29 protein-coding genes and 1 pseudogene are annotated in these 24,414 nt (G+C 65.7%); 10 read left to right on the forward strand and 20 right to left on the reverse strand.

Annotated features, from left to right (window positions below):
* Nucleotides 1–65: 65 nt before the first annotated feature.
* From HCU64_RS21500 to HCU64_RS21520, 6 genes are all read left to right on the forward strand, one after another.
* Nucleotides 66–299, forward strand: a complete 234-nt coding sequence (locus HCU64_RS21500) for a hypothetical protein (protein ID WP_012752396.1) — start codon at nucleotides 66–68, stop codon at nucleotides 297–299.
* A 78-nt stretch (nucleotides 300–377) separates the two neighbouring features.
* On the forward strand, nucleotides 378–512 hold the full coding sequence (locus tag HCU64_RS25325) for a hypothetical protein (RefSeq protein WP_012752397.1): 135 nt from the start codon (nucleotides 378–380) through the stop codon (nucleotides 510–512).
* A gap of 278 nt (nucleotides 513–790) precedes the next feature.
* Nucleotides 791–2,014 carry a molybdopterin-dependent oxidoreductase gene (locus HCU64_RS21505; protein ID WP_233386318.1) on the forward strand — a complete coding sequence of 408 codons (1,224 nt, stop codon included), beginning with the start codon at nucleotides 791–793 and terminating at the stop codon, nucleotides 2,012–2,014.
* A gap of 11 nt (nucleotides 2,015–2,025) precedes the next feature.
* A complete protein-coding gene (locus tag HCU64_RS21510; RefSeq protein ID WP_012752399.1) occupies nucleotides 2,026–2,364 on the forward strand; it encodes a c-type cytochrome in 339 nt (112 codons plus the stop codon).
* 185 nt (nucleotides 2,365–2,549) lie between these two features.
* Entirely contained in the window at nucleotides 2,550–3,533 is a 984-nt protein-coding gene (locus tag HCU64_RS21515; RefSeq protein WP_012752400.1) for a beta-propeller fold lactonase family protein, read from the forward strand.
* A gap of 78 nt (nucleotides 3,534–3,611) precedes the next feature.
* Nucleotides 3,612–4,697, forward strand: a complete 1,086-nt coding sequence (locus HCU64_RS21520) for a molybdopterin-dependent oxidoreductase (RefSeq protein WP_012752401.1) — start codon at nucleotides 3,612–3,614, stop codon at nucleotides 4,695–4,697.
* A gap of 3 nt (nucleotides 4,698–4,700) precedes the next feature.
* On the opposite strand, the gene HCU64_RS21525 is transcribed toward HCU64_RS21520, so the two are convergent.
* The 6 genes from HCU64_RS21525 to HCU64_RS21550 form a co-directional block, all read right to left on the reverse strand.
* Nucleotides 4,701–5,072, reverse strand: coding sequence for a YidH family protein (locus HCU64_RS21525; protein WP_012752402.1), 372 nt, complete (start codon nucleotides 5,070–5,072; stop codon nucleotides 4,701–4,703).
* Nucleotides 5,069–5,959 carry a LysR family transcriptional regulator gene (locus HCU64_RS21530; protein WP_012752403.1) on the reverse strand — a complete coding sequence of 297 codons (891 nt, stop codon included), beginning with the start codon at nucleotides 5,957–5,959 and terminating at the stop codon, nucleotides 5,069–5,071. The genes HCU64_RS21525 and HCU64_RS21530 overlap by 4 nt, the downstream gene beginning before the upstream one ends.
* Nucleotides 5,956–6,747, reverse strand: a complete 792-nt coding sequence (locus HCU64_RS21535; RefSeq protein ID WP_056382354.1) for an SGNH/GDSL hydrolase family protein — start codon at nucleotides 6,745–6,747, stop codon at nucleotides 5,956–5,958. The genes HCU64_RS21530 and HCU64_RS21535 overlap by 4 nt, the downstream gene beginning before the upstream one ends.
* A 112-nt stretch (nucleotides 6,748–6,859) precedes the next feature.
* The gene (locus tag HCU64_RS21540) at nucleotides 6,860–7,663 is read right to left on the reverse strand and encodes an anti-sigma factor family protein (RefSeq protein WP_012752405.1); all 804 of its coding nucleotides are present in this window, start codon (nucleotides 7,661–7,663) and stop codon (nucleotides 6,860–6,862) included.
* Nucleotides 7,660–8,169 carry an RNA polymerase sigma factor gene (locus HCU64_RS21545; protein WP_012752406.1) on the reverse strand — a complete coding sequence of 170 codons (510 nt, stop codon included), beginning with the start codon at nucleotides 8,167–8,169 and terminating at the stop codon, nucleotides 7,660–7,662. The genes HCU64_RS21540 and HCU64_RS21545 overlap by 4 nt, the downstream gene beginning before the upstream one ends.
* A gap of 43 nt (nucleotides 8,170–8,212) precedes the next feature.
* Entirely contained in the window at nucleotides 8,213–8,608 is a 396-nt protein-coding gene (locus HCU64_RS21550; RefSeq protein WP_012752407.1) for a COG4315 family predicted lipoprotein, read from the reverse strand.
* Nucleotides 8,609–8,790: 182 nt separating this feature from the next.
* Between HCU64_RS21550 and copM the strand changes: the two genes are divergently transcribed.
* The 3 genes from copM to HCU64_RS21565 all read left to right on the forward strand — a co-directional run bounded on the left by copM (nucleotide 8,791) and on the right by HCU64_RS21565 (nucleotide 11,311).
* Nucleotides 8,791–9,246, forward strand: coding sequence for a CopM family metallochaperone (gene copM / locus HCU64_RS21555; RefSeq protein WP_012752408.1), 456 nt, complete (start codon nucleotides 8,791–8,793; stop codon nucleotides 9,244–9,246).
* Nucleotides 9,243–10,679: a YncE family protein gene (locus tag HCU64_RS21560; RefSeq protein WP_012752409.1), complete on the forward strand. Its 1,437-nt coding sequence runs from the start codon at nucleotides 9,243–9,245 to the stop codon at nucleotides 10,677–10,679. Before copM ends, HCU64_RS21560 begins: the two co-directional genes overlap by 4 nt.
* A 275-nt stretch (nucleotides 10,680–10,954) precedes the next feature.
* Complete coding sequence (locus HCU64_RS21565) at nucleotides 10,955–11,311, forward strand: hypothetical protein (RefSeq protein WP_233386320.1); 357 nt, start codon at nucleotides 10,955–10,957, stop codon at nucleotides 11,309–11,311.
* Nucleotides 11,312–11,512: 201 nt separating this feature from the next.
* On the opposite strand, the gene HCU64_RS21570 is transcribed toward HCU64_RS21565, so the two are convergent.
* The 4 genes and pseudogenes from HCU64_RS21570 to HCU64_RS21585 all read right to left on the reverse strand — a co-directional run bounded on the left by HCU64_RS21570 (nucleotide 11,513) and on the right by HCU64_RS21585 (nucleotide 13,920).
* Nucleotides 11,513–11,806: a hypothetical protein gene (locus tag HCU64_RS21570; protein ID WP_233386322.1), complete on the reverse strand. Its 294-nt coding sequence runs from the start codon at nucleotides 11,804–11,806 to the stop codon at nucleotides 11,513–11,515.
* A 171-nt stretch (nucleotides 11,807–11,977) separates the two neighbouring features.
* A pseudogene (locus HCU64_RS21575) lies at nucleotides 11,978–13,088 on the reverse strand (IS3 family transposase).
* A 46-nt stretch (nucleotides 13,089–13,134) separates the two neighbouring features.
* Nucleotides 13,135–13,353, reverse strand: a complete 219-nt coding sequence (locus tag HCU64_RS21580; RefSeq protein WP_233386324.1) for a hypothetical protein — start codon at nucleotides 13,351–13,353, stop codon at nucleotides 13,135–13,137.
* A 3-nt stretch (nucleotides 13,354–13,356) separates the two neighbouring features.
* Nucleotides 13,357–13,920: a LexA family protein gene (locus tag HCU64_RS21585; RefSeq protein WP_233386325.1), complete on the reverse strand. Its 564-nt coding sequence runs from the start codon at nucleotides 13,918–13,920 to the stop codon at nucleotides 13,357–13,359.
* Nucleotides 13,921–14,096: 176 nt separating this feature from the next.
* Here HCU64_RS21585 and HCU64_RS21590 point away from each other — a divergent pair, with 176 nt between their 5' ends.
* Nucleotides 14,097–15,764 (forward strand): hypothetical protein, encoded by a 1,668-nt coding sequence (locus HCU64_RS21590; protein ID WP_233386326.1) that lies wholly within the window; start codon nucleotides 14,097–14,099, stop codon nucleotides 15,762–15,764.
* An 18-nt stretch (nucleotides 15,765–15,782) separates the two neighbouring features.
* On the opposite strand, the gene HCU64_RS21595 is transcribed toward HCU64_RS21590, so the two are convergent.
* The 10 genes from HCU64_RS21595 to HCU64_RS21640 form a co-directional block, all read right to left on the reverse strand.
* A complete protein-coding gene (locus HCU64_RS21595) occupies nucleotides 15,783–16,076 on the reverse strand; it encodes a type II toxin-antitoxin system RelE/ParE family toxin (RefSeq protein ID WP_233386327.1) in 294 nt (97 codons plus the stop codon).
* Nucleotides 16,069–16,344 carry a type II toxin-antitoxin system ParD family antitoxin gene (locus HCU64_RS21600; RefSeq protein ID WP_233386328.1) on the reverse strand — a complete coding sequence of 92 codons (276 nt, stop codon included), beginning with the start codon at nucleotides 16,342–16,344 and terminating at the stop codon, nucleotides 16,069–16,071. The genes HCU64_RS21595 and HCU64_RS21600 overlap by 8 nt, the downstream gene beginning before the upstream one ends.
* A gap of 79 nt (nucleotides 16,345–16,423) precedes the next feature.
* A complete protein-coding gene (locus HCU64_RS21605) occupies nucleotides 16,424–16,987 on the reverse strand; it encodes a tyrosine-type recombinase/integrase (protein ID WP_233386329.1) in 564 nt (187 codons plus the stop codon).
* Nucleotides 16,988–17,365: 378 nt separating this feature from the next.
* The gene (locus tag HCU64_RS21610; protein WP_233386330.1) at nucleotides 17,366–18,376 is read right to left on the reverse strand and encodes an LPD7 domain-containing protein; all 1,011 of its coding nucleotides are present in this window, start codon (nucleotides 18,374–18,376) and stop codon (nucleotides 17,366–17,368) included.
* The gene (locus HCU64_RS21615; RefSeq protein ID WP_233386331.1) at nucleotides 18,345–20,276 is read right to left on the reverse strand and encodes a type IV secretory system conjugative DNA transfer family protein; all 1,932 of its coding nucleotides are present in this window, start codon (nucleotides 20,274–20,276) and stop codon (nucleotides 18,345–18,347) included. Before HCU64_RS21615 ends, HCU64_RS21610 begins: the two co-directional genes overlap by 32 nt.
* Entirely contained in the window at nucleotides 20,242–21,330 is a 1,089-nt protein-coding gene (gene virB11 / locus HCU64_RS21620; protein ID WP_233386332.1) for a P-type DNA transfer ATPase VirB11, read from the reverse strand. Before virB11 ends, HCU64_RS21615 begins: the two co-directional genes overlap by 35 nt.
* Nucleotides 21,327–22,490 (reverse strand): type IV secretion system protein VirB10, encoded by a 1,164-nt coding sequence (gene virB10 / locus HCU64_RS21625; protein ID WP_233386333.1) that lies wholly within the window; start codon nucleotides 22,488–22,490, stop codon nucleotides 21,327–21,329. The genes virB11 and virB10 overlap by 4 nt, the downstream gene beginning before the upstream one ends.
* On the reverse strand, nucleotides 22,487–23,359 hold the full coding sequence (virB9, locus tag HCU64_RS21630) for a P-type conjugative transfer protein VirB9 (protein WP_233386335.1): 873 nt from the start codon (nucleotides 23,357–23,359) through the stop codon (nucleotides 22,487–22,489). Before virB9 ends, virB10 begins: the two co-directional genes overlap by 4 nt.
* Nucleotides 23,356–24,030: a virB8 family protein gene (locus HCU64_RS21635; RefSeq protein ID WP_233386337.1), complete on the reverse strand. Its 675-nt coding sequence runs from the start codon at nucleotides 24,028–24,030 to the stop codon at nucleotides 23,356–23,358. The genes virB9 and HCU64_RS21635 overlap by 4 nt, the downstream gene beginning before the upstream one ends.
* A complete protein-coding gene (locus tag HCU64_RS21640; RefSeq protein ID WP_233386339.1) occupies nucleotides 24,023–24,376 on the reverse strand; it encodes a hypothetical protein in 354 nt (117 codons plus the stop codon). The genes HCU64_RS21635 and HCU64_RS21640 overlap by 8 nt, the downstream gene beginning before the upstream one ends.
* Between the last annotated feature and the right edge of the window lie 38 nt (nucleotides 24,377–24,414).

Genomic DNA, 24,414 nt, shown 5'->3' on the forward strand with positions numbered 1-24,414 from the left:
TTTCCGGCCGCTACCTTCTTGTCATCACGAACCGACGTGACGACCCCACCAGAAGGATATCGACCATGACCCGTACGATCGCCGCCCTCGCCCTCACCGCGTCCGCCCTTGTCGGCATGACGGGCCTCTCGCAGGCCCAGGGCCTCCGCGCTCCGCAGGCCCGCTCCATCACCAGCCCATCCGCACCGATCTACGGCGACGCCGATGGCGCCAACGCCAAGAACCCGGCACTCCCGGCCTACGCCCGTGGCCGCGGCCAGGAGACCGGCGGCCCGGCGCGGGAACTGATCGGTCGCTGACAGCGCCCCGTTGGCCGCCGGGCATCAGTCCGGCGGCGCGTGAAGCCTTCGACCACCCGAATGGCAGGGAGATCCATCATGACCCGACCCACCTTCGAGACCACCGACGAGGCCCGGCAGGGCGAGACCAGCGGTCATATGCGCTGGGTCCTGTTCTGGACGGTCGCCCTGACTGTCGCCGCCGTCGGCACCGCCTGGCTGACGATCACCTGATCCGGCCGCCCGCCATTGATTGAAGATCGGAAATCTTCGGATGATCGCAATCGGAGATCGTTCAAATTTCTAACGATCATTGGATGGAATAATCGTCTCGCCGTAGCATCTCCTTCATGGGGAAGTCGCCTCTTTGCCGGGATGACATGGATCGACGACCCGAGTTTCCGGCGGCGAGACCGGACCGTCCCGACCGACGCCAATGCCGTCCGCCGACGGCGACACCGAGATCTAGCGACCGGCCGACGCGGTCCAACAAACGATTCCAGGGAGACATCATGCGTCATCTGCACGAACCGTTGAACCGCCGCCTCGTCCTGGGTGGACTCGGGCTCGGCAGCCTCGGCGCCGCACTGCCGGCCTGGGCCGCGGGCTCGGTGAAGCTGCCTCTGCCGGGCGGCCCGGACGAGCGGGCGCTGACCACCGCCTTTCCGGGCAAGGGCGAGATGATCCTGCAGCGTACTCATCCTCCGCTGCTGGAGACGCCGTTTTCGGTGTTCGACGAGGGCGTGTTCACCCCTAACGACCGCTTCTACGTGCGCTGGCACTGGGCCTCGATCCCGACCGAGGTGGATGCCGACACCTTCCGGCTCAAGGTCCACGGCCATGTGGAGAAGGAACTCTCGCTCTCCCTCGACGCCATCGCCGGCCTGCCGCGCTTCGAGATCGCCGCGGTCAACCAGTGCTCGGGCAATTCGCGCGGGCTGTTCGAGCCGCGAGTGCCCGGCGCGCAATGGGCTAACGGCTCGATGGGCAACGCCAAATGGACCGGCGTACGCCTCAAGGATGTGCTCGAACAGGCCGGGGTGAAGGCCGGTGCCGTGCAGGTGCGCTTCGACGGCCTCGACGCGCCGGTGGTCGACGACGCGCCCGACTTCAAGAAATCGCTCGATCTCGATCACGCAAGCAATGGCGAGGTGATGATCGCCTACGCGATGAATGGCGAGCAATTGCCGCTGCTTAACGGCTTCCCGCTCCGGCTCGTGGTGCCGGGCTGGTACTCGACTTATTGGGTGAAGATGCTGTCCGACATCGAGGTGCTGGACAAGCCCGACGAACAATATTGGATGAAGACCGCCTATCGCATCCCCGATGTGCCGGGCGCTAACATCAAGCCCGGCCAGACCGGCTTCAAGACAGTGCCGATCAACAGGATGGTGCCGCGCTCGTTCGTCACCAATCTGCAGGACGGCGCCAGGGTGGCGGCCGGAACGCCGGTGGCCATCCGCGGCATCGCCTTCGGCGGCGATTGTGGGGTGAAGACGGTCGAGGTCTCTGGAGACGGCGGAGCGACGTGGGTCCCGGCGCAACTCGGGGCGGACGAGGGCCCCTACAGCTTCCGCCGCTTCGACGGCAGCCTGCCGGCGCTTGCTGCCGGGACCCATACGGTCAAGGTCCGCTGCACAAACACCAAGGGCGTCGCGCAAGGCATGGACCGGGTCTGGAACGCCAACGGCTTCATGCAGAACGGCATCGAGACCGTGTCCTTCCAGGCCACTTGAGGAGAACAGCCATGAACACGATCCGCCCTGCGGCCCTCATCACCGCGCTCATCCTGTCTCCCTTGGTGGCGCTCGCGGCGCCTGCTCCCGAGCCGATGCGCTTCAGCTCGCAATCGATCGAATTTCCGACGTCCGACCGGATCTTTCCGGACGGGCCGGGAGCCGAGGCGGTCAATAACAATTGCCTCGCCTGCCACTCGGCCGGGATGGTGCTGACCCAGCCCAAGCTCACGAAGGCGCAGTGGACCGAGACCGTGAACAAGATGGTCCACGTCTACAAAGCGCCGGTCGATCAGGCCGATGTGCAGACCATCGTCGACTACCTCACGGCGTTGAAGCCCACGCCCTGAACCCTCGAATCCCGAGGCCGCCGTGCTTTTTTCGTCGGCCTCGGGGAATAGACCGCCCTCGCTGGCATCTCCCTAAGGCGATGCACGGCCTGACCGGTCCCGCACGACGCAATCCGATTTCGAACTCGCCCGCACGGCCGGCCCCAGGCCGCCGAACGAGGGCGCATGCCCGAGAGACACGCTTCATGACTGACGTCCGCACCAGCCTCCGCGCCCTCCTCGCCGGAGCTGCCTTGCTCCTCACCCAGAACCAACCTGGATTCGCCGCCGGCTTCGACGGCGCAATCAAGAACAACGCGCTCGCCCTGAACGCCGCCGGCACGGTCGCCGCGGTGTCGAACAGCGAGGAGAGCGCCGTCATCGTCTACGACGTCGCCAAGGGCACGGTGCTGCGCCGCCTCGACGGCTTCGTCACGCCGCGCAACATCGTGTTCGCGCCGGACGGCGCCCGCTTCTACGTCTCCGACAGCGGCACGGGCCGGATCACGGTCTACGAGACCGGCACCGGCAAAGAAGCCGGCGTTCTTGCCGCGGGCCCCGGTGCGTTCGGCACGGTGCTCTCGGCCGACGGGACAAAGCTCTACGTCAACAACGAGGCCGCGAGCACGCTGACCGTGTTCGACACCAAGACCATGCTCGCAGACGCCGTGATCCCCGGCTTCGCTCAGCCGCGCCAGGGCGTGAAGCTGTCGCCGGACGGCAAGACCGTGTTCGTGACGAACTTCCTCGGCGACAAGATCACGTTGGTCGACACCGCCACCAACAAGATCACCGGCGAGATCGTCGGGTTCGAAAAGCTGCGCGCCATCTCGATCACCAAGGACGGCAAGACGCTGTTTGCCGCCAACAGCGGCCGCAACACCATCGGCGTGGTCGATGTCGCCGCCCGCAAGGTCACCTCTGAAGTCGCGGTGGGCAAGGACCCCTACGGGGCCGCGCTGACCCCGGACGGGCGCTTCGTCTATTCGGGCAACCTCAAGGACAACTCCTTGTCGGTGATCGACACCGGCAGCCTCAAGGTCGTCGCCACGGTGACCGGGCTGAACGAGCCGCGCCAGGCGATCGCGTTCTCGGCCGACAACGCCCACGCGTACGTCCTCAACCGCGACCTCAGCGTGGCCGTGGTCGACCGCGCGAAGAACGCGGTGGTTTCGACGATGAAGCCGTGAAGCGTCGCGCGCCGGGTGCCTTTCGGCGCCCGGCGCGTTCTCGATCTCGACACGTCGCGAACGCAGGACAAAGACCCCATGCTCGGCCTGTTCCAGCGCAAGGACCGCCTCATCGTCCACGGAAAGGCGCCCTACAACGCCGAGCCGCCGCTCGATCGCCTGCGGGCCGCCTTCCTGACTGATCAAGCCGACTTCTACGTCCGCAGCCACGGCGACATCCCGGACCTCGACGCCGACGGCTACCGCCTGACCGTCGACGGAATGGTCGCGACGCCCCTCGACCTCTCCCTCGCCGATCTCAAAGAACGCTTCGCGCCCGTCACCGTCACGGCGGTGATGCAATGCGCCGGCAACCGCCGGGCCGACATGCTGGCCGTGGCGCCGGTCTCCGGCGACCCGTGGGCGCCCGGTGCCATCGGTAATGCGGAATGGACCGGCGTGCGGCTCGCCGACGTGCTGCGCGAGGCCGGCATCGATGCGGATGATGAGCGCCACGTCGCCTTCGAGAGCCACGACCGGATCGCGGACACGGACACGCGCTTCGGTGCCTCGATCCCGCTCGCCAAGGCGCTGGCCCCCGAGACGCTGCTCGCTTTCGCGATGAACGGCGAGCCTCTCGCCCCCGAGCACGGCCATCCGTTGCGCGTGGTCGTTCCGGGATTTGCCGGTATCCGCAGCCCGAAGTGGCTCGCCCGCATCTCGGTTCAGGACCGGCCTTCCGACAACCCGATGCAGGCCGACGACTACAAGCTGTTTCCGCCCAACGTGACGGCCGGGACCGCCGACCCGGCCCACGGCATGACCATCGAGGCGATGCCGTTGAACAGCGCGATCTGCGAGCCCGCCCGCGGCGCGGCGTTGAAGGCCGGCCGGCACGCGATCCGCGGCTACGCCATCGCCAGCGACCGCGCGGTCGCCCGCGTCGACGTCTCGACGGATGGCGGCCGCAGCTGGGCGCAGGCCCGGATCGAGCGCGATGCCGACGCGCCCTACGCCTGGACGTTCTGGGAGATCGAGCGCGAGCTGACCACCGGCGAGCACGAGCTCGCGGTGCGGGCCTGGGATTCCGCCGGCCAGACCCAGCCGGCCGCCCCCGACGACACCTGGAACTACAAGGGCTACCTCAGCGCCGCCTGGCACCGGGTGCGAGTGACGGTGGCCTGACCCTCACGCCCAGAGCAGTGCGGTGGCCGCGAGACCCGAGATCGCGATGAGCAGGGCCGCAATCCCGACGGTGAGGAGGCGCGGCATCATCGGGATCTCGGCATGGGTGAGCCGTGCCCGGATCGCCCGGTCCCGCCACACGGCACCGGCGAACGAGGCAAGCGCGCAGGCGATCAAGGTCAGCGACAGCACCTTCAGCGGCCAGACCGCGAGCACCTCCCGGAGGAAGCGCTGCGCGGCGAGGCCGACGCCGAGGAACGCGAGCCCGGTGCGAAGCCACGCCACGAAGGTGCGTTCGGCCGCCAGAACCGTCCGATCCTCGGCGAGCCTCACCCGCGGGTCGTCGGGGGGCACGGGTTTCGCGGGCTCGCTCATCCGGCATTCGCTGCCGCGATCAGGTGAAGCAGCGCGTCGGCGGCCCGGCTGCGGTAGCGCTCCTTGTGGCGCAGCACCCGGAACGGCCGGCTCGGCAAGTCGAACGCCGCCCGCACCAGGGTCCCGGCCCGAAGCGATGCGGCGACCACGGTTTCGGACAGTACGGCGGCCCCGCCCCCGGCCTCGACGGCAGCGCGGACCGCCTCGTTAGAGGGCAGTTCGAGCGTGACCCGAAGCTGGGCGGCTGCGAGGCCGGCCGCACCCAGGGCCGCCTCGAAGGCCGAGCGGGTTCCCGATCCCGCCTCGCGCAGCACCCAATCGACCCCGGCGAGGTTTTCGGGTTCGAGGTCGGTCGCCTCGGCGAAGGCATGGCCAGGGGCGACGACGAGGACCAGTTGGTCCTGGGCGATGGTCGTACTTGCGAGCGTCGGATCGTCCAGCGCCCCCTCAACAAAGCCGAGTTCGGCCTGCCCCGCGCGCACCGCATCGGCGGCCTCGGTGGTGTTGCCCACCCCCAACCGGATGGCAATCTCGGGGTAGGCCCGGCGGAAGGCGACGAGGTGGCGCGGCAGCCAGTCGCTGGCGATGGTCTGGCTGGCGTAGAGGGCCAGCGTCCCGCGTCGCATGCCGCTGAGGTCGGCGAGCACCAGTTCGGCAGCTTCGGCACGGGCGAGCACGGCGCGGGCCTCGACGAGGAACACGCGCCCCGCCTCGGTCAGCTCGATCCCGCGGCCGACCCGGTGGAACAGCTTGGTCGCGTGCCGCCCCTCGATATTGGCGATCGCCGCGCTGACCGCCGACTGCACGAGGTTCAACGCCTCGGCAGCCCGGGTCACGTGCTGCCGCTCGGCCACCGCCACGAAGATGCGGAGCTGGTCGAGGGTCACGGCTGGCGGGCGGCTGCGACGAACAGATCTCCGATCGTCCGGTAACCGGCATCCGAGGGGTGCAGGTCGTGGCCGGGCGTGCAGAACAGCGTCAGCGCACAGAGCCGGGCGACGGGATTGCCAGTCCGGTTGAAGGTGGGAAAGACGAGGACCGTGCGGGCGCCGGCATCGGCGGCGGCGGCTATGATCACGCGGTTGAGGTCCTCAACGAAGCGGTCGCCCCCCTGATCCGCGGCGGCGAGCCAGTTGTAGTAGGTCCCGACGAGGATGCGCGCCCTGGGCGCCGCCTCCCGCAACTGCCCGAGGATGAGCTTGAGGTTGGCCTCGGTTCCCTTGAGCGCCGTCGGCCAGCGGGTCGCAATGCAATCGGCACCCTGGTCGGCGCAGGCCGTCTGGACGGCGCGCAGGTCGTTGATGCCGATGTCGAGGGTGATCGTACCCACGCCTTCAGGATGAGCGCCGAGATACGCGGTCGCCGCAGCGAGCTGGGCCCCCTGGTAGGGGATGTGCAGGGGCAGCGGTGTGGTGCCGAAGGGCTTCCCGGTGGTGGCGAAGCCGCAGGGACCGGCGATGAACGAGGTCGTCGATTCGCCGGGGCAGCCGAGATTGACCACTGTCAGGCCGGCCGCGGATCGCTTCAGATCGGCGGCGAGAATGTCGACGTAGCCGGTGTCGAAGCTCTCGGGCCGCACCGCACCGTTCGCGATTTGACCCTTCAGCTTGTCGATCTGCAGGCCGTAGGCCAGCGAGTCTCCAAGCGCGAGGTAGGTCGGGGCCGGCTCGGCCACGACCGACGTCGGCCCCCCGAGCCCCACAAGAAGGCAGAACAATGCGCCCGCCAAGCCACGGACGCGGTGTCGTCGAACGGCGGTCTTCATCGTGTCCCCCTATGTCCCGATCCTATCGCCGGTCCGGCGCGAGGCCGCGCACCTGCGCGTCGACGGCCTGGGCGACCGTCAACAGCCGCGCCTCGTCGGTGCGGCCGGTGACGACGTAGGACATGCCGCCATCGACCCACGAGAAGGCGGCGACGTCGCCCTCGCGGGCGAAGCGGAAGAGCGTGCGCCCGTCGCCGTCACCGACGCGGCTGTAGAGCGTCAGCCGGGTTCCGCGGTCGTCGTCGTACATCAGCATCGCGGCGGATTCGGAACCCGCCGGTAGCAGCCGGCCACCCATCAGGCGGAAGCCGTACGCCGTGAGGTCGGGGGTGGTTACGGCGTGGCCGAGGCGCTTGGAGAGCCACGCGACGAGATGGGGCTTTTCGTCTGCGCGCACCTCGACCGGATGCACCGCCTCGACCACGAAGGTGCGGAAGGCTGCGACCGCGTCCTGCGTCGCCGGTGCCTCCACCACCATCGCCGTCGCGGGCCCGCCGTGCAGGGCATAGCCGACCCAGCCGCCGGCACCGCCGAGTGCGAGGCAGAGCACGGCTGCCGCCGCCATGGGAAACCACCCCACGCCGACGAGCCGATGTCGCGGGCGGATATTGGCCACCCGGAGCCGCGCCGGGATCGCCTCCTCGGCGATCGGCGCGAGGCGGGCACGCAGGCGCTCGCGCAGGGCGCGATCCGCCGAGATCTCGGCCGCACGTGCGGGGTTGCCGGCGAGCCATGCCTCGACCAGCGCTTGCCGCTCCGGTTCGAGACGACCGTCGATCAGGCCGTGCAGGTCGTCCTCGCCGACCGGGCGTGGATCCCCGCTCATTTCACCCTCCTCAAGAGGCCAGTCCGGCCAGTTTCCAGGAAACTTCGCATCCGTGTCCGCGCCCGGCTCAACCGCGACATCACCGTGCCCAGCGGTACCCCAAGCACCTGGGCCGCCTCGGCATAAGACAGATCCTCCACCGCAACGAGCAGCAGCACCGAGCGCTGATCCTCGGGCAGGGTATCGAGCCCGACGAGTACGTCGCGGGCCCCCATCGAGGCCTCCGGGTCAGCGCCCGGATCGGGCACCAAATCGAGTGCTTCCGCGCCAACATCGACGCCGCGTCGGCCCCGGCGCCGGACGGCGCCGAGGAACAGGTTGCGCTCGATCGTGAACAGCCACGCCCGCAGGTCGCCGTCGCGGCGGCGCCCGGACCAGGCGGACAATGCCCGCTCCAGCGTGTCCTGGACGAGGTCGTCGGCTGCCTCGCGGTCCCGCAACAGCGCGACGGCGTAGCGCCGCAACGCCGGGATCTGCGGTTCGATGAGGGCGGCGATCTCGTCCAACGACGTTTCCCGGTCAGAGGGGGCCGAGCCCGGCATTCAGCGATTATGGCTTGGCGATGTGCCACGCGCCGTTGAGGAATCCGTCGCCGGTGATGTCGCCCGGCTTGGTGTCCTTGGCGAATGTGTAGAGCGGCTTGCCCTTGTAGGCCCACTGCATCGTGCCGTCGTCCCGTGTCACCATCGTCCAGTCGCCACTGGCAGCCGAGCCGGAGGCGGCCATCAGTGCCGGCCAGTTGGCGGCGCAGGGGCCGTTGCACATCGACTTGCCGCCCATGTCCTTGTCGAAGGTGTATAGGGTCATGCTCTTGGAATCGACGAGCGCCGGCCCCTTGGCGGTCTCGGCGGTCATGGCGGGCGCGGTCATGGCGGGCGCGGCCTGGGCGGCCACGGCCGAGAAGGCGAAGGCCGCAAAGGCGGCGCGGATCAGCATGGTGCGCATGAGTGAGGTCTCCGGCGGTCGACCATGACCGCATTGGGAGAGATGCCGAACGGGCGCGTCTATTCCACTGACATTTGGAAAAGATCGATCACATCGGCAGGGCCGCCAATTCGTCCCCGGCCATGGAATAAAACCGTTTCCCCGGCATCTCTCCCCTCGACAACGAACAGGGAGGACGGCTCATGCGCGGAGCATTGGGATTTGCGCTCACGGCCGCCGTGATGGCCGGCGGCCTCGTCGGGGGCCGGATGATGATGCCCCCGACGCTGGCCGCCGCCGAGCCGCCGGCCGTCGTCTCCGCGTCCTTCGACGCGATGATGGCGCAGTCGATGACGCGGATGCATGACGACATGATGGTCCCGCCCTCGGGCGATCCGGACCGCGACTTCGCCGCGATGATGATCCCCCACCACGACGGCGCGATCGCGATGGCCCAGGCAGAGCTGCTCTACGGCAAGGATCCGGTCCTGCGCCGCCTCGCGCAGGGGATCATCGTCGAACAGGGCCAGGAGATCGCAGTGATGCGACGGGCGCTCGCCGATCTCCCTCCCGCGCCGGAATCGTCCGCCGCAGCCACCCACCTTCACCACCATGGCACGGCCCCTGCCGCCGAGATGCCTTCGGAGATCTGCCGATGAAGACCGCCCTGACCGTCCTCGCCCTCGCGTTGCTCTCCGGCTCGGCTCTCGCCGGGCAGGCCCCGGGCGCAGCCTCCGCACCGGACGTGCCGGTCAGCGGCAGGGACCGGTTCTACACCTCGGACCAGTTCTCCAACACGGTCTCGGTGGTCGATCCCGCCGCCAACGTCCTGCTCGGCGTGATCCGGCTCGGCGACCCGACGCCGATGAACCTGAGCCCGCTCTATCGCGGGCAGCTTCTGGTCCACGGCATGGGCTTCTCGCCCGACCACAGGACCTTGCTCGCGGTCTCGATCGGCTCGAACTCCGTGAGCTTCATCGACACGGCGACCAACACGGTCCGCCACACCGCCTATGTCGGGCGCGCGCCGCACGAGGCCTTCTTCACGCCGGACGGCCGGGAGGTCTGGGTGAGCGTGCGCGGCGAGGACTACATCGCCGTACTCGATGCCGCGACCGCCAAGGAGACGCGCCGGATCACCGTGCCGAACGGGCCCGGCATGACGATCTTCTCGCCGGACGGCGCCTACGGCTATGTCTGCTCCAGCTTCAGCCCCGAGACGGTGGTGATCGACACGAAGACCCACACCATCGTCGGGCGCGTGAAGCAGGAGAGCCCGTTCTGCCCCGACATCGCCGCGACACCGGACGGCAAGCAGGTGTGGTTGACCCTCAAGGATGTCGGCAGGACCCAGGTGTTTTCGGCGCGTCCGCCCTTCGCGCCTCTGAAGACCATCGAGACCGGGCCGATCACCAACCACGTCAACATCGTCTCGACCAAGGCCGGCCAGTTCGCCTACGTGACGATCGGCGGCCTGAACCAGGTCAAGGTGTTCCGCACCGAGGACTTCACCCAGGTCGCCACCATCCCGACCGGCGCCCTGCCGCACGGGCTCTGGCCCTCGGGCGACGGCAGCCGCGTCTATGTCGGCCTGGAGAACGCCGACAAGGCGGCGGTGATCGACACCGCATCGAACACCGTGATCGCCGAGGTGCCGATCGGCCAGGGACCGCAGGGCGTGGCCTACGTCCCGAACGCCGTGCCGGAGGGGGACGGAAAGCAGAACCTCCAGCCGCTGGGCGCCGCCGGCAAGACCAGCGTGCTGACGCTCGCGGGCACCGATGGCAAGCCGGCGACGCAAGTGACCCTCTTCGACCAAGGCGTGTTGCAGACGCTGCAGGCCGCGGTCACGGGACTACCCGCGAAGATGCCGTTCGTGCTGGCGCTGGCCGCCGATCCGAAGGGGGCCGCCGGCCTGGAGCCGCTCGCCGCCTTCATGACCAACCCGGCCGGCGCGGCCATCGTCAACGCGATCGGCCCGATCCGCCAGATCACCCGCACGGATGCCGGCGCGAGCCGGCGCTACCTCGTGGTGGTCTCAGGCAAGCCCGGTGAACTCGGAGGCGTCTTCCAGATGCAGACTGTGGATTGAACGGGCGGCCTCACGAGCGCGGGAAGCGGGAATCCGAGAGCATGCGTTCGCAGCGCGCGTCCGGCTGCGACGTCTGCTTTCGAGGCCGCCATTGGCTTGCTTCTATGACCGAGTAGGGTCGGAAGCGGAAGCCTGCGCCCCCCTCCAAGCGGACATATCTCTTGAGTTTCGCCGAGTCGGCACACCGATACAGCGCTACGAAACGCCGCCACCGAAGGCCGATGGAACGATCGGGCATCGGACCTGTTGGTGACGCGTAGACCATGGGTACCTCCATGAGCATCGGCACGCGCGTATTCCGCTTCGTCCTCGGGGCCGTCCTGATGGGATTGGTCTTGATGGGAGTGGGGCTTTTCAGCCCCGGCCTGAGCTGGGCTGTCATCGGTACTGGTGCGGGCGTGTTTGGCCTGATGACCGCCTTCTATGAAGTACTCAATGCAATCCCGGTAATTCGGCACGTTGTTAACGGAACTCTCGTTAGCCTTGCAGATGTTTTAGCCGCAATACTGTTCGGCGTTTTTGCATGGTTTCAGGGATTTGATTTTGGTTCTGCTTTTTTTCTTTTCATCGTAGCCAGCATTCTTGTGTACATAATTTATGTGTTTAACACTAGAACTGACTCTTTTGCGTAAAAATCCGATCAGAACTTCTCTATTAGTCGCTCTCACGATTTTGAATCGTGAGTATTATTTAATTTTACTTACAAACTGTCAGCTTTAGATCCGCAGTGCATAATAACTAAATGGTTTGTCAGTTTAAAGACAGCGACGTCGAAGACATGATTTCATATATCGAGAAATTTGTTGCCGACCACGTTTAGCCTCACGGACTTTCTAACGGCGCGAAATTTCCTTTAGAACAAAGCTTGCCTCATCAAATATGCTGAGCATCTTCCGATCGTTTGTCATGATGCCGTCGAAATATGTTCCATAGGCTGCAAAGTTCACATCGACCATATCGTTTCTTACCCGCTCTGGCTTGGTTTGCAGCTGTCCTCCACCTTCAACCCACCGGAGGACGAGGATAACCGAGCAAAGGGCAAAGCGGAAAATGAAGGTGTTGGGCATTTCATTGCCAGATGGCAGGCGAATGCCATGCGGATGCTCTTTCATGAGATCCGTCGTCATCAGTAATGTCGTTCTGAGTATTTTCTGTATGATTGAGGCTGTATATTCGTTGCCAGTACGTATCACTTCAACTTCTGCCTTGATAAATACCTCCCGTACGACATCTCGGAACGTCTCCTGAAGTGTCGAGGCGTCACGGAGCATCTGACCTTGCCCCCTGTTTGCCCTCGTTCATAACCAGAGTCCGTTCTGGTTGTGATCCTGTCCGGACCGGGTTGCAAACGCGTTCGGGGTGAGCCCGCCGAGGCTCGTGTGAGGCGGCAGGTGTTGTAGTCCACCCGCCACGCCCCAATGATGGTCCGAGCCGCCGGCAGGCTGCGGAATAGATGCTCGTTCAGGCATTCGTCGCGCAAGCGGCCGTTGAAGCTTTCGACGAAGCCGTTCTGCTGCGGCTTGCCGGGCGCTATGTAGTGCCACGCGACCGCACGCTCCTCCTGCCAGCGTAGGATGGCGTGCGAGGTCAGTTCGGTGCCGTTGTCCGAGACGATCATCAGCGGCTTGCCGCGGAACGCGATGATCCGGTCGAGTTCCCGAGAGACGCGACGGCCCGACAGCGAGGTGTCGACGATCAGCGCCAAACACTCACGCGTGCAGTCGTCGACCACGACCAGGATGCGGAAGCGCCGCCCGTCGTCCAGCGTGTCGGAGACAAAGTCGAGGCTCCAGCGCTGATTCGGCTCCTGCGGCACGGCGGCCGGAGCCCGCGTGCCCAGTGCCCGTTTGCGGCCGCCGCGCCTGCGCACCGACAGCCGCTCCTCCCTGTAGAGCCGGAAGAGCTTCTTGTGATTCAGTGCAAGGCCCTCCCGCCGCAACAGGATCAGAAGCCGCCTGTAGCCGAACCGGCGACGCTCGCCGGCCAGGCTGCGCAGGCGCGCCCGCACAATCGCCTCGTCACCGCGGGTCGAGACATAGCGATACGTCTTCGGCTCCAGGCCGATCAGCCCGCAGGCACGCCGCTGCGAGTAGCTCTTCTCCTCAATCGCCCAGGTCACGGCCGTTCTCCGTGCGCCGGGCGTCAGAAGTTTTTTCCCAGCGCCTCACGCAGCGTCGCCACGTCGAGCATCGCTTCGGCCAGGAGCTTCTTGAGCTTGCGGTTCTCCTCGTCGAGCGCCTTCAGCCGCCGCGCGTCCGACACCTCCATGCCACCGAAGCGCGAGCGCCACGTGTAGAACGTCGCGTCGCTGATCCCGTGACGGCGGCAGATCTCAGCCACCGCCAGCCCAAGCTGCTGCTCCTTCAGGATGCCGATGATCTGCTCCTCGCTGAACCGGCTCTTCTTCATCGTCCGTCTCCTGTTCGACGGACCCTAGTTTCAGAACGAGGGCGTTTCAGGGGGCAAGGTCACAAGGCGCTTGGATCAGCTCCGCGATCCGCAGATCACATTCGGCAATCACGGCGCGCTCGTAATCGCCAAAAACGCCCTGAGACAGAAACTCCGTCCGGACATCGTTCAAGGCTTTCACAGGATTGCGCCGCTCCATGCTGGTGAGGGCTGCCGTCAGTCTCACCATCTGCCGGGCGGTCTTGGCTGGGGTGCTTAGCTGCATGGTCTAGAACACCCGCGAGCTGCCGGTGACGACGCCCCACACCTGAAAGTCCGCCTCGGCGGGCACCTCGATGTCGGGGAAGGCGGGGTTCTCCGGATGCAGGACGATCCGGTCGTCCCGGACCTGGTAGGTCTTGAGCGTGAAATCCCCGTTGAGGCAGGCGACGACGATCCGGCCGTGCCGGGCCTCAACGGCTTTGTTGACCACGGCGATGTCGCCATGGTGCAGGCCGACGCCGATCATGCTGTCCCCGTGGACGCGCACCAGGAACACGGACGACAGGCCGATGCCGTGCAGCTCGTTGAGATCGAGCGGCCTGTCCAGGCTGTCCTCGGCCGGGGAGGGGAAGCCGCAGGCCACGGAGGCGGTCACAAGCGGCGCAGAAGCGATCAGGCGGGCTTCGCCCGACAGGAAGGCCCCAATACCGCTCATGTTGCCGCCACGGGCCTCAGCGGCCCGTCTGGCGGCGAGGGCGATGTCTACCGGTAGGCGCACGACGGTGGTACGCTCGCCCCTGGGGCGTCCGGCATTGGGGCGCGGGCCGCCGCGTCGGTTGATGGTCGGCATGGCCGCGTCTTTCGTTTGGTTTCTGTTACAGAAATCAAACAGCGGAATGCGCTGCGCCGCAATCCTGTTCCGGCTGTCAATGCCCAAGCTTCAGGCAGGGGTGTGGTTTTCGGGGATAACGGCGTTTTGTACGGAAGAGACTTCTGGTGAATAGGCATCAGGCTTAGAATAGCAACATGACCCTGACACTGTTCGCCTCAGAAGTTGCCCGCTTCTTTGCTAGCTCGGAACCGGAGGTTTTGTGTGTAACTGGCAAGTGGGGCGTGGGAAAAACCTACGGCTGGAACAGCAATCTTCACTTAGCTCAAACAGCTAAGAAAGTTACTTTACATAAATATGCCTACGTATCGCTATTCGGTCGCAACTCACTTAATGATGTCCGGAGCGCGATCGTAGAACAGACGGTGGACAGCCGCGTTCCGGGTAAAGTCCCCGATCTCTCATCTCTGGAAACGACCCTTTCGAGCCTGACAAATCTAACCCGGAACGCCGGTATAATAGGCCGGATTATTCCTCAGGCTAAAAAGTACATCGAGAGCAGTCAGCGCCTTCTATTCGTCCTCACAAGGGAGCAGATTGTATGTCTGGATGACTTGGAGCGGGCCGGATCGGGCCTAGGCACTAAGGACATAATTGGTATGGTTTCCCAGCTGCGTGAAGAGAAACGCTGCAAGGTTGTCATCCTGCTCAACGAAGAGATGCTGAGCGAAGGCAATAAATCTGATTTTCAGGCACAGCTCGAAAAAGTAGCCGACACTGTTTTAAAGTTCGAGCCTTCGCCTACGGAAGCAGCCGAGTTTGGCCTTAAGCAGGGCATGCCATATTACGAATATCTCAAAGAGAATTGCACAAAACTCAAAATCCTGAATATTCGCGTCATAAAAAGAGCGGAAAAGTTCGCCGAGCGCCTGAACACCATTTTACATGGTCTCGATGCGAGGGTGCTCAAACAGGCAGTTCACACGGCGACAATCGCCTGCCTTTCCAAATTCCAGCCCGAAAACACCCCAAGCTTGGATGAAATACGTCAATTCAACAGCTACGAAACGCTTGCGGCAAGAATGGGTTCAACAGACAGTAAAATATCGCCGTCATTCATGCTCTTACGGGACTATGAATATAACAACACAGATGAGTTTGACGAAGCTGTCATTAGCGGTGTCGAAAACGGCTTTTTCGATGAACATTTAGTCCAGTCGAAGGGCCAGCTGGTCAATCAGAACTTAGCTGCATCTGATAAAACAACGTGCCATAAATCCGCATGGGACATCTATTATAATTCGTTTGAGGATGACGGCATAGAAATCGTCGCCAGCCTTGAGCAATCACTTTTGAACAATATCAGCGTCATCGATCCGCCCAATATAAATAGCATTGTGCGACTACTAAAATCGATTGGAGAGAATGCCAAGGCAGGGGAGCTGCTGACTTATTACGTGTCGAACAAATCAGGTGGCAAGGAGTTTTGGGACTTAACCAACTTTCATCTAGGGTTTGGGGGATGGGACGCTGATCTTGTCAGCGCATTTAAAACGAAATTCGATAGTTTTCCAATTACGGTTGACCCCTACTCTCTGCTTGAGAAGTTCGCCGAGCGTGAGGCTTGGAATACAGCCGACGAAGAAGTTCTTGCCAAACTGACGCCCGATGACTTTTACACAATTTTCAAGACGCTTCGAGGCACGCAACTCAGGACAGCGATTTCAGGGGCTCTCTTCTTTCGGAGGGTCAGCAACCCCACTCCGCATATGCAGACGATCAACGCAAATGTTCAGAGTGCTTTGGATCGCATAGCGCAGGAAAACCCTGTGAATGCTCGCCGCGTACAGATGTATCTGTCCTAGAACGAGGAGGGCGGTAGCTCACTCAAAATCGTCCGTACCGATGTCGCGGTAGCCGCTCAACACTCTGACCAACTCGATGCCATCCTTGGCGGGCAGGTAATACAGGACGTAATTGCCAACCGGGAAGCTGCGCAGCGCGTCGGCAAGCTCGGGCCGAGCCCGGCCCGCGCCGGGATTGTCGGACAGCATGTTCAGCGCCCGGTCAATCCGGTCAAGCATGCTGTCGGCCGCCGCTTCGTTGTCGTCGGCGATGTAGTCCCAGACATCGAGGAGGTCGAGCCGGGCGCGGGGCCGCCGGACGATGTTAGCCACGCGTCGGGACTTTACTGGCACCGCCGCGCCGGGCTCGCGCCTCGGCTTTGACAGCCGCCATGTCGTGCGGTTCCGCCGGGCCGCTGTCGAGCCCTTCCCGGATTTCCTTCCGCAGGGCCTCCAGCTTGGCGGCCCGCATCTGTTCGCGCTCTTCCATCAACCGCAAACCGTCGCGCATGACCTCGCTGGCGGAGGCATAGCGCCCGCTGTTCACCAGCCCCCGCACGAACTGCTCGTAATGCTCTCCCAGCGTGTAGCTCGAAGCCATTGCCTTCCTCCTTTATGCTGCAAAGTATCATTTTATGATATTTGCGCCAAAGGATTTCTGACGTGCGACGCGCAAGGGATCACCACATCCGGGCGGCGATCTCACGTTCCTCAGCTCCCATGGCGTCGGCGTAAATCGCCGTGGTGGCGATATCGGCGTGGCCGAGCCAGCGTTGCAGCAGGTTGAGGGGCACGCCCGGGCGCAGAGCGTGGACACCGAACCCGTGCCGTAGACCCTTGGGGGATGCGTGCGGGCCGCTGATCCCGGCCGCCGCCATGATCGCCTTGACGTAGCGCCACGCCGTCGTGCGGCCCCACGGCCAAAGCCGCCCGGCCGGGGATAGCAAGCGGCCGAGCTGGGCCAGCACTTCATCGGGCACTGGCACCTCGCGAACCTCAGGTCGGCCGCGCTTCTTCAGGGATCGGATTGCTACGCTGCCGGCAGGATCGAGGTCGCCAGCAACCACGTCCAGCGCCTCGGAGAGCCGGCAGCCGGTCCATGCCAGCAGATGGCAGAACGCACGCAGCTCCGGCGCAGCCAGGTCGGCTGCCGCGAGGAAGCGGCGGCGTTCGTCGGGGTTGAGATACTTGCGGAGGCCTCGGGCGGTGTGGAGCCGCCAGCTGGTCGGGCGTGGGTAGGGCATCGGATCAGGCTTTCATCAGGGCCTGACATGCCGCGCAGGCCTGTCGCGGTCGGCCTGAACCCGTTTTCCCCATTCTGTTCCAGCGCCGAGCGCAAGCGGATCGAGGTGGCGAGATGCTCAAGCTTCTGGGATGTCAGTATCAGAGTGAGGACCGGACTGAAGGCAGGGCGGTCGCCAACTTCGCGTTTCCATCCCGAACCGACTTCGAACGGCGGCCGACAAATGTCCGTTTTGGAGAAACCCTGACGAACTTCAGCATGCCCGGCATGGATCGAAAGCAGGCAATTAAGCCGGTCGCGCGGACTAGGGCTTGTGGAATTGTCCGAAAAATACGTCATTATTCGGATAAAAATTCTGATATCCAAATCATATCAATATTCAGCGGTCGCGTCCTCTCTCGTGGGCTCTCACGTGCTCCTCCCGTCGTTGATTTCCGCGCGATATGGGCTCAACGGTGTCTCTTTCTGCAATCCGCTCAGAGGCTCGGATTTCGGCTCGACCAAAGGTCCGCCCCTGTTCCAGATGCTCCGCGACGCGCCTGCGGGCCGCGTCCAGCATAATCTGCCGCGCTCGCTCGTCTTGCGGGAACCGTGTCTTCAACGCGCGCTCCAGCACCGCAACATGTGAATGCGCTGCGGCCAGCGCCGGATCGCGAACGGCCTCTCGCCGGTGCAGCGAACGAAACCGCTCCGCCGTAACCACCCGAGGGTTGCGCGTCCCGTCCTGCCGTTGAACGTTGGTTGCGCCGGTGCGGACGTCGATGGTTCTGACGTCGACATCGGGATCCGACCGCCGCGATGGCCCCGTTGTTTTTGTCGCCGATGCAGCCTTGAGATCGGGCACGGCGTGAGCCGGCTCACGCACTTGCTGGCCTCGATCGGCAAGACGTTTTCGCAAGGTCGCATGGTCGAGGTCCGCCGGCTCGTAGCCGTGGACGGTGAGCCCACGCGCTGCGGCCTCCAGCCAGGTCTCCCGCCGGAACTCCACAGGACCGCGCACGCTGACCGCCTCCCAGCCGCGATGCTCCGCGACGGCAACCATGTCACGAACGATCCCCGGTGCCCCGTTCCGGGTCGAGAGCCGATCGCCCGCATCCTTGAAGGCGAGGTATTCCCCCTTTCGATCGGTGTAGATGCGAGCGCGAATCACTTCATCGTCGGGGCCGGCCTTCGCCACGACCACGTAATACTTGCGCTGGATGTGATCGGGAAAGCCGTTCCGATCCTCCTGCTCGCGTCCGGGGCTTGCCGGGGTTTGGCGCGTCTGCCGGCGCTGAGCCGAGGTGCTCGCGATCCTGGCGCCACGCTCCATCGTGAACTCGACAGCGTCGTCCGTCATGCGGTCAGGGTCCTTCCATTCAGGCAGCCGCGGGTCGCGCGAGGGCGCCATCGATCAGTCCCCGCGCGAAGGCTTCGAGATCCGCGTCGGACAGGTGCTCGCGTTCGATCGCGACCTCGGTGAAGTCGATCGTCAGGGCCTCCACGGGGATCTGATCGGGATCGAGGATCTCCTCGTCCGTGACCGGCCGCATCCGGATCGTGGCCGAGAGCTCGGCTACCGTCGCCGAGAGCTGGCGCACCTGTCGATGGAGATGGATCATCTCGGGAGCCGAGCCGGAGACGAAGGGCTTCACGTCCGGGGGCGCCAGGAGGCGCGCCGTGAAGGCCGCGTCGACATGATACACGACCTTCTCGGCCCGGATCGGGGCGAGGCCGCCCATCAGGATGAACGCCGTTCCCTCGTCGGCGAGCTTGAGCTCCTGCGGCAACATCAGCGGTCGCGCCTGGTCGGACAGCGTCTCGCTCCGGCCGTGGCGACCGCCCTGCAAACCCCACGGGCGGCTGCGGGTCCGGCCCTCGACGGTATCGACCCCGAACCGGCGCGAGAGCTCCTCGGCGATGTCCTGCTCCTTCGGCCGAAACACGACCTCGACGGCGTGGTTCGTCATCAGCGTCCGGGTCGCGTCGGGTCCGTAGATCGCACGCAGCTGCGAGGGACTCTGGAGGATGGTGAGCAGACGAATGCCGTAGCCGGCGAGGAAGGGGACGGCGTTGGCGAGCACCGCGACGTTTCCCAGCGCCGGAAACTCGTCGAGAAGGAGCAGGAGTTGCCGGCCGGGATCGCGCTCATGCGCGGCCGATCTCGGAAGCTCGCGGGTGTGAAGGTCGATCACCTGCTGGAAGAACAGATTCAGGAGCGGCGCGAGGCGCGCAAGGTTATCCGGCGTCACGGCGAGATAGATCGACATCGGCCGCTTGCCGAGCTGGCGCAGATCGAAGTCGCTCTCGGCGGTCGCGAGATCGATGCGGGGATTGAGCCAGATTTCGAGCGAGGCGGTGACGCTCTTTCGAATCGAGGAGAAGGTGTTGTCGGAGGTCGCAAGAAAATCGTTGAGTGCCGTCACGCAGGATGCGGAGAGTGATGCATCGCTACCCTTCCGCTTCTTGATGATCTCGGAAAAATGCTTCTTCAGATCGGCCTCGGCGGTGAGCTGGCGCAGGATCTCGCCGATCGTGAAGGGTAGCCCCTCGGTCTCGGCGATGTACCCGCCGATGCCGACGAAGGCTGCCCGCGCCGACTTCGCCCAGAACGGATCTTCCACCGCGGTCGCGGGATAGAGCATGGCCGCGACCCGCTGAAGGTCGTCGTAGAGATCGATCGCGGTACGCCGGACGTAGGTGAGGGGGTTGTAGCGGGCCGTGCGTCCGTCCGCATCGAGCGGATCGAGGATGAACACCTCCTGCCCATGCGCGGCCCGGAAGCCGGCGGTGCGCAGAAAATTCTCCTTCTTGATGTCGAGCACCACGACGGATCCTGGCCAGTTCAGCAGGTTCGGGATCACGACCGCGACCCCCTTGCCCGACCGGGTCGGGGCATAGACGACGACATGCTCGGAGCCTGGAAAGGTCAGGAAACGGCCCCCCTTGCGGCCGAGCAGGATCCCCGTGCCGGCGCGCAACCCGGCCCGCTGGACCTCGCGATCGGTCGCGAAGCGGGCGCGCCCGTGCAGCGGACGAGGCCGCGCCCGCACGACGGCGCCGACCCCGAACAGGAACGGGAGCCCGGTCCAGACCAGGCTCAGGCGGACCCAGCGCGCCACCTTCGGCTCGTGACCGTGGAACCAGCCGTACTCGACGACCGCAAGCAGGTGCAGACCGCCATCGTGGCGGCGAAGCCCGAGGAGCATCACGTTCGACGCGATGAACAGATAGAGGAGGACTGCGGCGAAGGCAGCGAGGACGCCGAGGGCGAGCTTAAGCCGCCAATCGACGTTTGGCGTCAGGCTCATAGTAGATCTCCGAGATGCGATAGCGTCCCTCGTAACGGGTCATCTGAACGACGACGTCGACGGTCAGCTTCAGGAGGTCGCGGATATCGTCGCGGGCCAGCTCCCGACCCTCCGCGCTCTCCTTCACCAGAAGGGTCAACTGCTCGAAGGCGAGGCGCGCGGAATCGGCATGGACGGTCGTGATCGAGCCGGGATGGCCGGAATTCACGTTGCGCAGGTAGTAGAAGGCGGTGCCGTCGCGCAGCTCCTGCAGCAGGATGCGGTCGGGGCGCATGCGCAGCGAGGATTCGAGCAACTCGCGCGGACCGATTCGGGCGATGCCGCGTCCGTCCTTGGAATAGAGCAGGCGCACATGGTTCGGGTGCGGAACGGTCAGCTCGGCGGTGTCCTCGATGGTGAGGATGCGTTCCTCGGCCGGGATGCAGGCGAGGAGACCCTTGGCGAGCGTGGTCTTCCCCGAACCCGTCGCGCCCGAGATGATGATGTTGCGCTTGGCGCGCACCGCGAGTTCGAGGAAGGGCCGCCAGGCACCCGCGTCGCGCAAGCGCACGAGTTCCTGCTCCTCCACTGAGAGCGCCCCGGTCGCGGCACGGACCTCCCGGAAAAGATCGAGCCGCTCGAACGCGTCGAGCGTCATCGTCAGCCGGGCGACCTTGCGGATCGTCAGGCTGACCGTCCCCGCCGGGACCGCGGGCGACACGACGACCTGGCAGCGCTCGCCGCCGGGCAACACGGTCGAGACGATCGGATGATCGGGCGCGATGTCCTGGCGCGTGTAGGCCGCGGCCGCGAGTGCGAGGTTGGTCAGGTGCCGACCGGTGAGGGCAGGGGCGTCGTGCCGCGTCCAGCCGTTCGGCCCCTCGGTGAACACCTCCCCGGGCCGGTTCACGACCACCTCGGTCAGTCGCTCATCCGCGAGGTAGGGCCGCAGCGGGTCAAGGTATCGCTCCAGCACCTGCCGCTGCGGCGTCGGTGGCTGAGCGTATGGCTCCCGACCGCCGGGATCCGCCGACAGGGGAGGGGAGGCCGACAGGTCGCTCGTAACGCCCGTCATGGCTTGAACACCGGACGGGCAGGGGCGAGACCGGCCGCGCGATCCAGGATGTCCGTCCGGCTGCCGACCACGCGGAGGGAATAGACCGAGGAGAAGTCGAGGTCGCGGGCGACGAAGATCGAGACGAGCTCGCCCTGGTTCTTATTGAGCGTCGGTGGGATGTTGATCGAGTTCTCGGTCGCGATGGCCGCCGCGGACTGGCTGCCGCTCTGGGCGGTGTTGATCTGCAGCCCGCCCTCGGAGAGCTGCCGTCCGGCGATCTGCCCGGCATCGCCGACGATGGACAGGAGGAGGGCGCCGCCGAACCGCTCGAGGAAGTGGTTATCGATCTCGCCGTCGAAGCCCGCCCGGCCGAGCGCGTCGGTCGCCGGCGACGCGAGGTTCACGACGACGCCGGTCGGGGTCTTCGCCCTGCTCCAGAGCACGAACATCCGCGACGAGCCACGGCGGACGTTGCCGCGGTACTCGCCGACCACCTGGGTGCCCTTCTCCATGAGCACGACGCGGCCGTTGTCGCTCATGACGTCGCGGTTGATCACGCACGACACGAAGCCTGCCACGTCCGACGACATCGCCGTCTCAAGCACGCAGGGGATCGCGGTGCCCTGTGCCACGAGAAGGTTGCGGTTCGGCAGACGCGCCGCCCGGACGCCCTCGATCGGGGTCGGTTTGAGCCTGTCTGACAGCTCGTTACGCGGCTCGGGAGCACCGTAGCCCGGTCCGTAGGGCAGGGGGTTTGCCGGATCGCCGGGATAGCCGGCCGATGCCGAGCCGGGCCTTGCCTGCGGCGGCCGGTTGTAGACCAGCACCGGAGCGCGGCGGCTGCTTTCCAGGAGATCGTCGCTCTGAGAGCGCTCGATCCGCTGCAGCTGTGCAGGTGGCGGCGGGACCGGCAGAGCGGCCGTCTGCGCGGGCTCGCTCGGCGGCTCGCGCAGGCGCTCGAAGCTGCTGCCGACAGATATGGTCGGATTCGTGCGCGCCTCCGCCTCGGACGGCGCCCGTTTCCAACTCGCCCAGAGCAGGCTGCCGCACAGGGCGACGAGGGCCACGGTTCCGACGGCCTTGCGCCCGCTTCCCGGACGGGCGGCGGTCGAGCCGGCAACCGGCGTGATCGCTCTGTCCGGGACGCCGAGGGACGGCGCGTCCTGCGGGTCCGTCATCGTGCTGCTCCCTGGCTGCGGTTCTGTCGCCGCGCCGTGCGCGCGACGGCGGGGCTCGTGGTCCGGGTGCCGTAGTTCACTCCGACCGCGTCGAAGGCCTCGTTGAACAGGCAGGTGACCTGCGAACCCTGCCGCAGACGCAGCTCGCGGCCGATCGCGTGGATGACGACGAGTTCGCCGCGCACGTCCTTGGGCACCAGGCTCTCGGTGCCGTCGCCGGCGACGAGATAGACGGCCGGGATCTCGCGATTGCCCTCGAAGCGCAGGTAGGTCTCGCGGCCGTCGTCGTAGACGCCGTCCGGTTCGAGCGCGGCGGCGCCCTGTGCCGAGTAGCGCCAGTTGCGCGGGCCGGCCGCGTCCGAAAGCGCGAAGGTCTGGTCGATGGCACCGGCTTCAGCCGCCGAGCGGCGCAGCGAGGCCTCGGTGCGGCGGAGTTCCGCCTCGTCCTCCGGATAGGAGAATCGGACGACGAAGTAGCTCTCAGCGAGCGAGCCCTCGGTGATCGAGAGTTCGAACTGGTAGGAGCGCTTGCGTCCATCGCGCCGCGTGGTCACGACCTGGAGGTTTGTCGCGGGGTGCCGCTCGCGGGGCTTCAGGAACAGGATGTTGCCGGCCGGCGCGATCTCCCAGGAAACGGAGTCGCCGATCGCGACGTGGGCGATCTCCTCGCCGTCGGCGAACATCACCTGCGTCGAGGCGCGGATCACGCCGTTGACCTTCACGACGTTCGAGGGATCGTAGACGACATTCCGCACGCGAGCATCGCGGCTGCCGGCCTGTGGTTGTTGCAGGGCCGAGGCTGGGACCGTGACGACGGTCAGCGCTGCACCCGCAAGCAGCACGGCCGGGAGGGAGGCGGAGCGGGTCATGGCGCCACCTCCGGGTCGGAGCGATACTCGGAGACGAGGAAGCCGAGCGGGTTCACGAGCCGGTCGCTCGTCGACATCCTCGCCTTGGGCTCGAAGCCGAAGGCGAGGGTGGCGATCCAGTGCGAGACCTTGGTCTCGTCGCCGCGCCGGCTCTCGCGCAGGTAGCGGACCGAGGCGAGGTGCGGCCCGAGCAGCGAGATCGCCTTGATCCGGATCTCGGCGATGCCGGAGCGGCCGAACGCGACCTGCGGGCTTTCCGGATTGGAGCCCTTGTAGAGCGTCGCGAACCGAGCCTGTTCCGGGCCGTTCGAGAGCAACGAGACGGTGCGGAAGTTCACCGGCGCCTCGAGAAAGCTGTAGCCCTCGCGCATCCGCACGTACTGTCCGAGGAAGTATTTCGTGACGGCCTCGTCGTAGGAGGCCGGACCGGCGTTCAGCCCCGAGACGACGTCGACGATGCCGGTGGCGTTGTCGACGCGCACGACGAAGGGCTCGACGCTCTTCAGCGGGCTCAAGGCCGCGACCGCGCCGACGGAGACGATCGAGAGCAGGCAGGCACCGGCGGCGACGCCCCAGGCGAGCCGCTTCGAGCGGTAGGCGGCGCTGAGCTGATCCTGCTCCCAGAGCCGGGCGCGGGCGAAGTAGGTCTTGAGATCGCCTGCCTCAACCATGACCGACCTCGCCGGTGCAGGGCTGCAAGGAGGCGGCGACGTCGAAGCTCGGCAGCATCCGCGTTCGAGCATCACCGATGCGCTCTGCCGGCCCCACCTCGCCCTTGCGAATGACCGGCTCACCCGAACCGGCCGGAATCGATGCCGGTACTTGGCTCGGGACGGAGGTGATCACACCCGCGACGGGCACCTCGGGTCTCGTTCTTTCCCAATCCCACATCGAGCGGTTGAGCGGGCGGCGCGCACCGCCGTCGCAACTCGGTGCCGACGTCGGCCCCATCACGCTCGCGCACCCTCCGAGCCCGGCCGCGACTGCGACCAAGCCTGCCATCTTGATCCGATGCATGTCTGTCCCCTGTTTGCCGGGCCCGGCTCTGTGGCGGG

Origin of the sequence: Methylobacterium sp. C25 (assembly GCF_021352225.1) — a bacterium.
Lineage (GTDB): Bacteria > Pseudomonadota > Alphaproteobacteria > Rhizobiales > Beijerinckiaceae > Methylobacterium.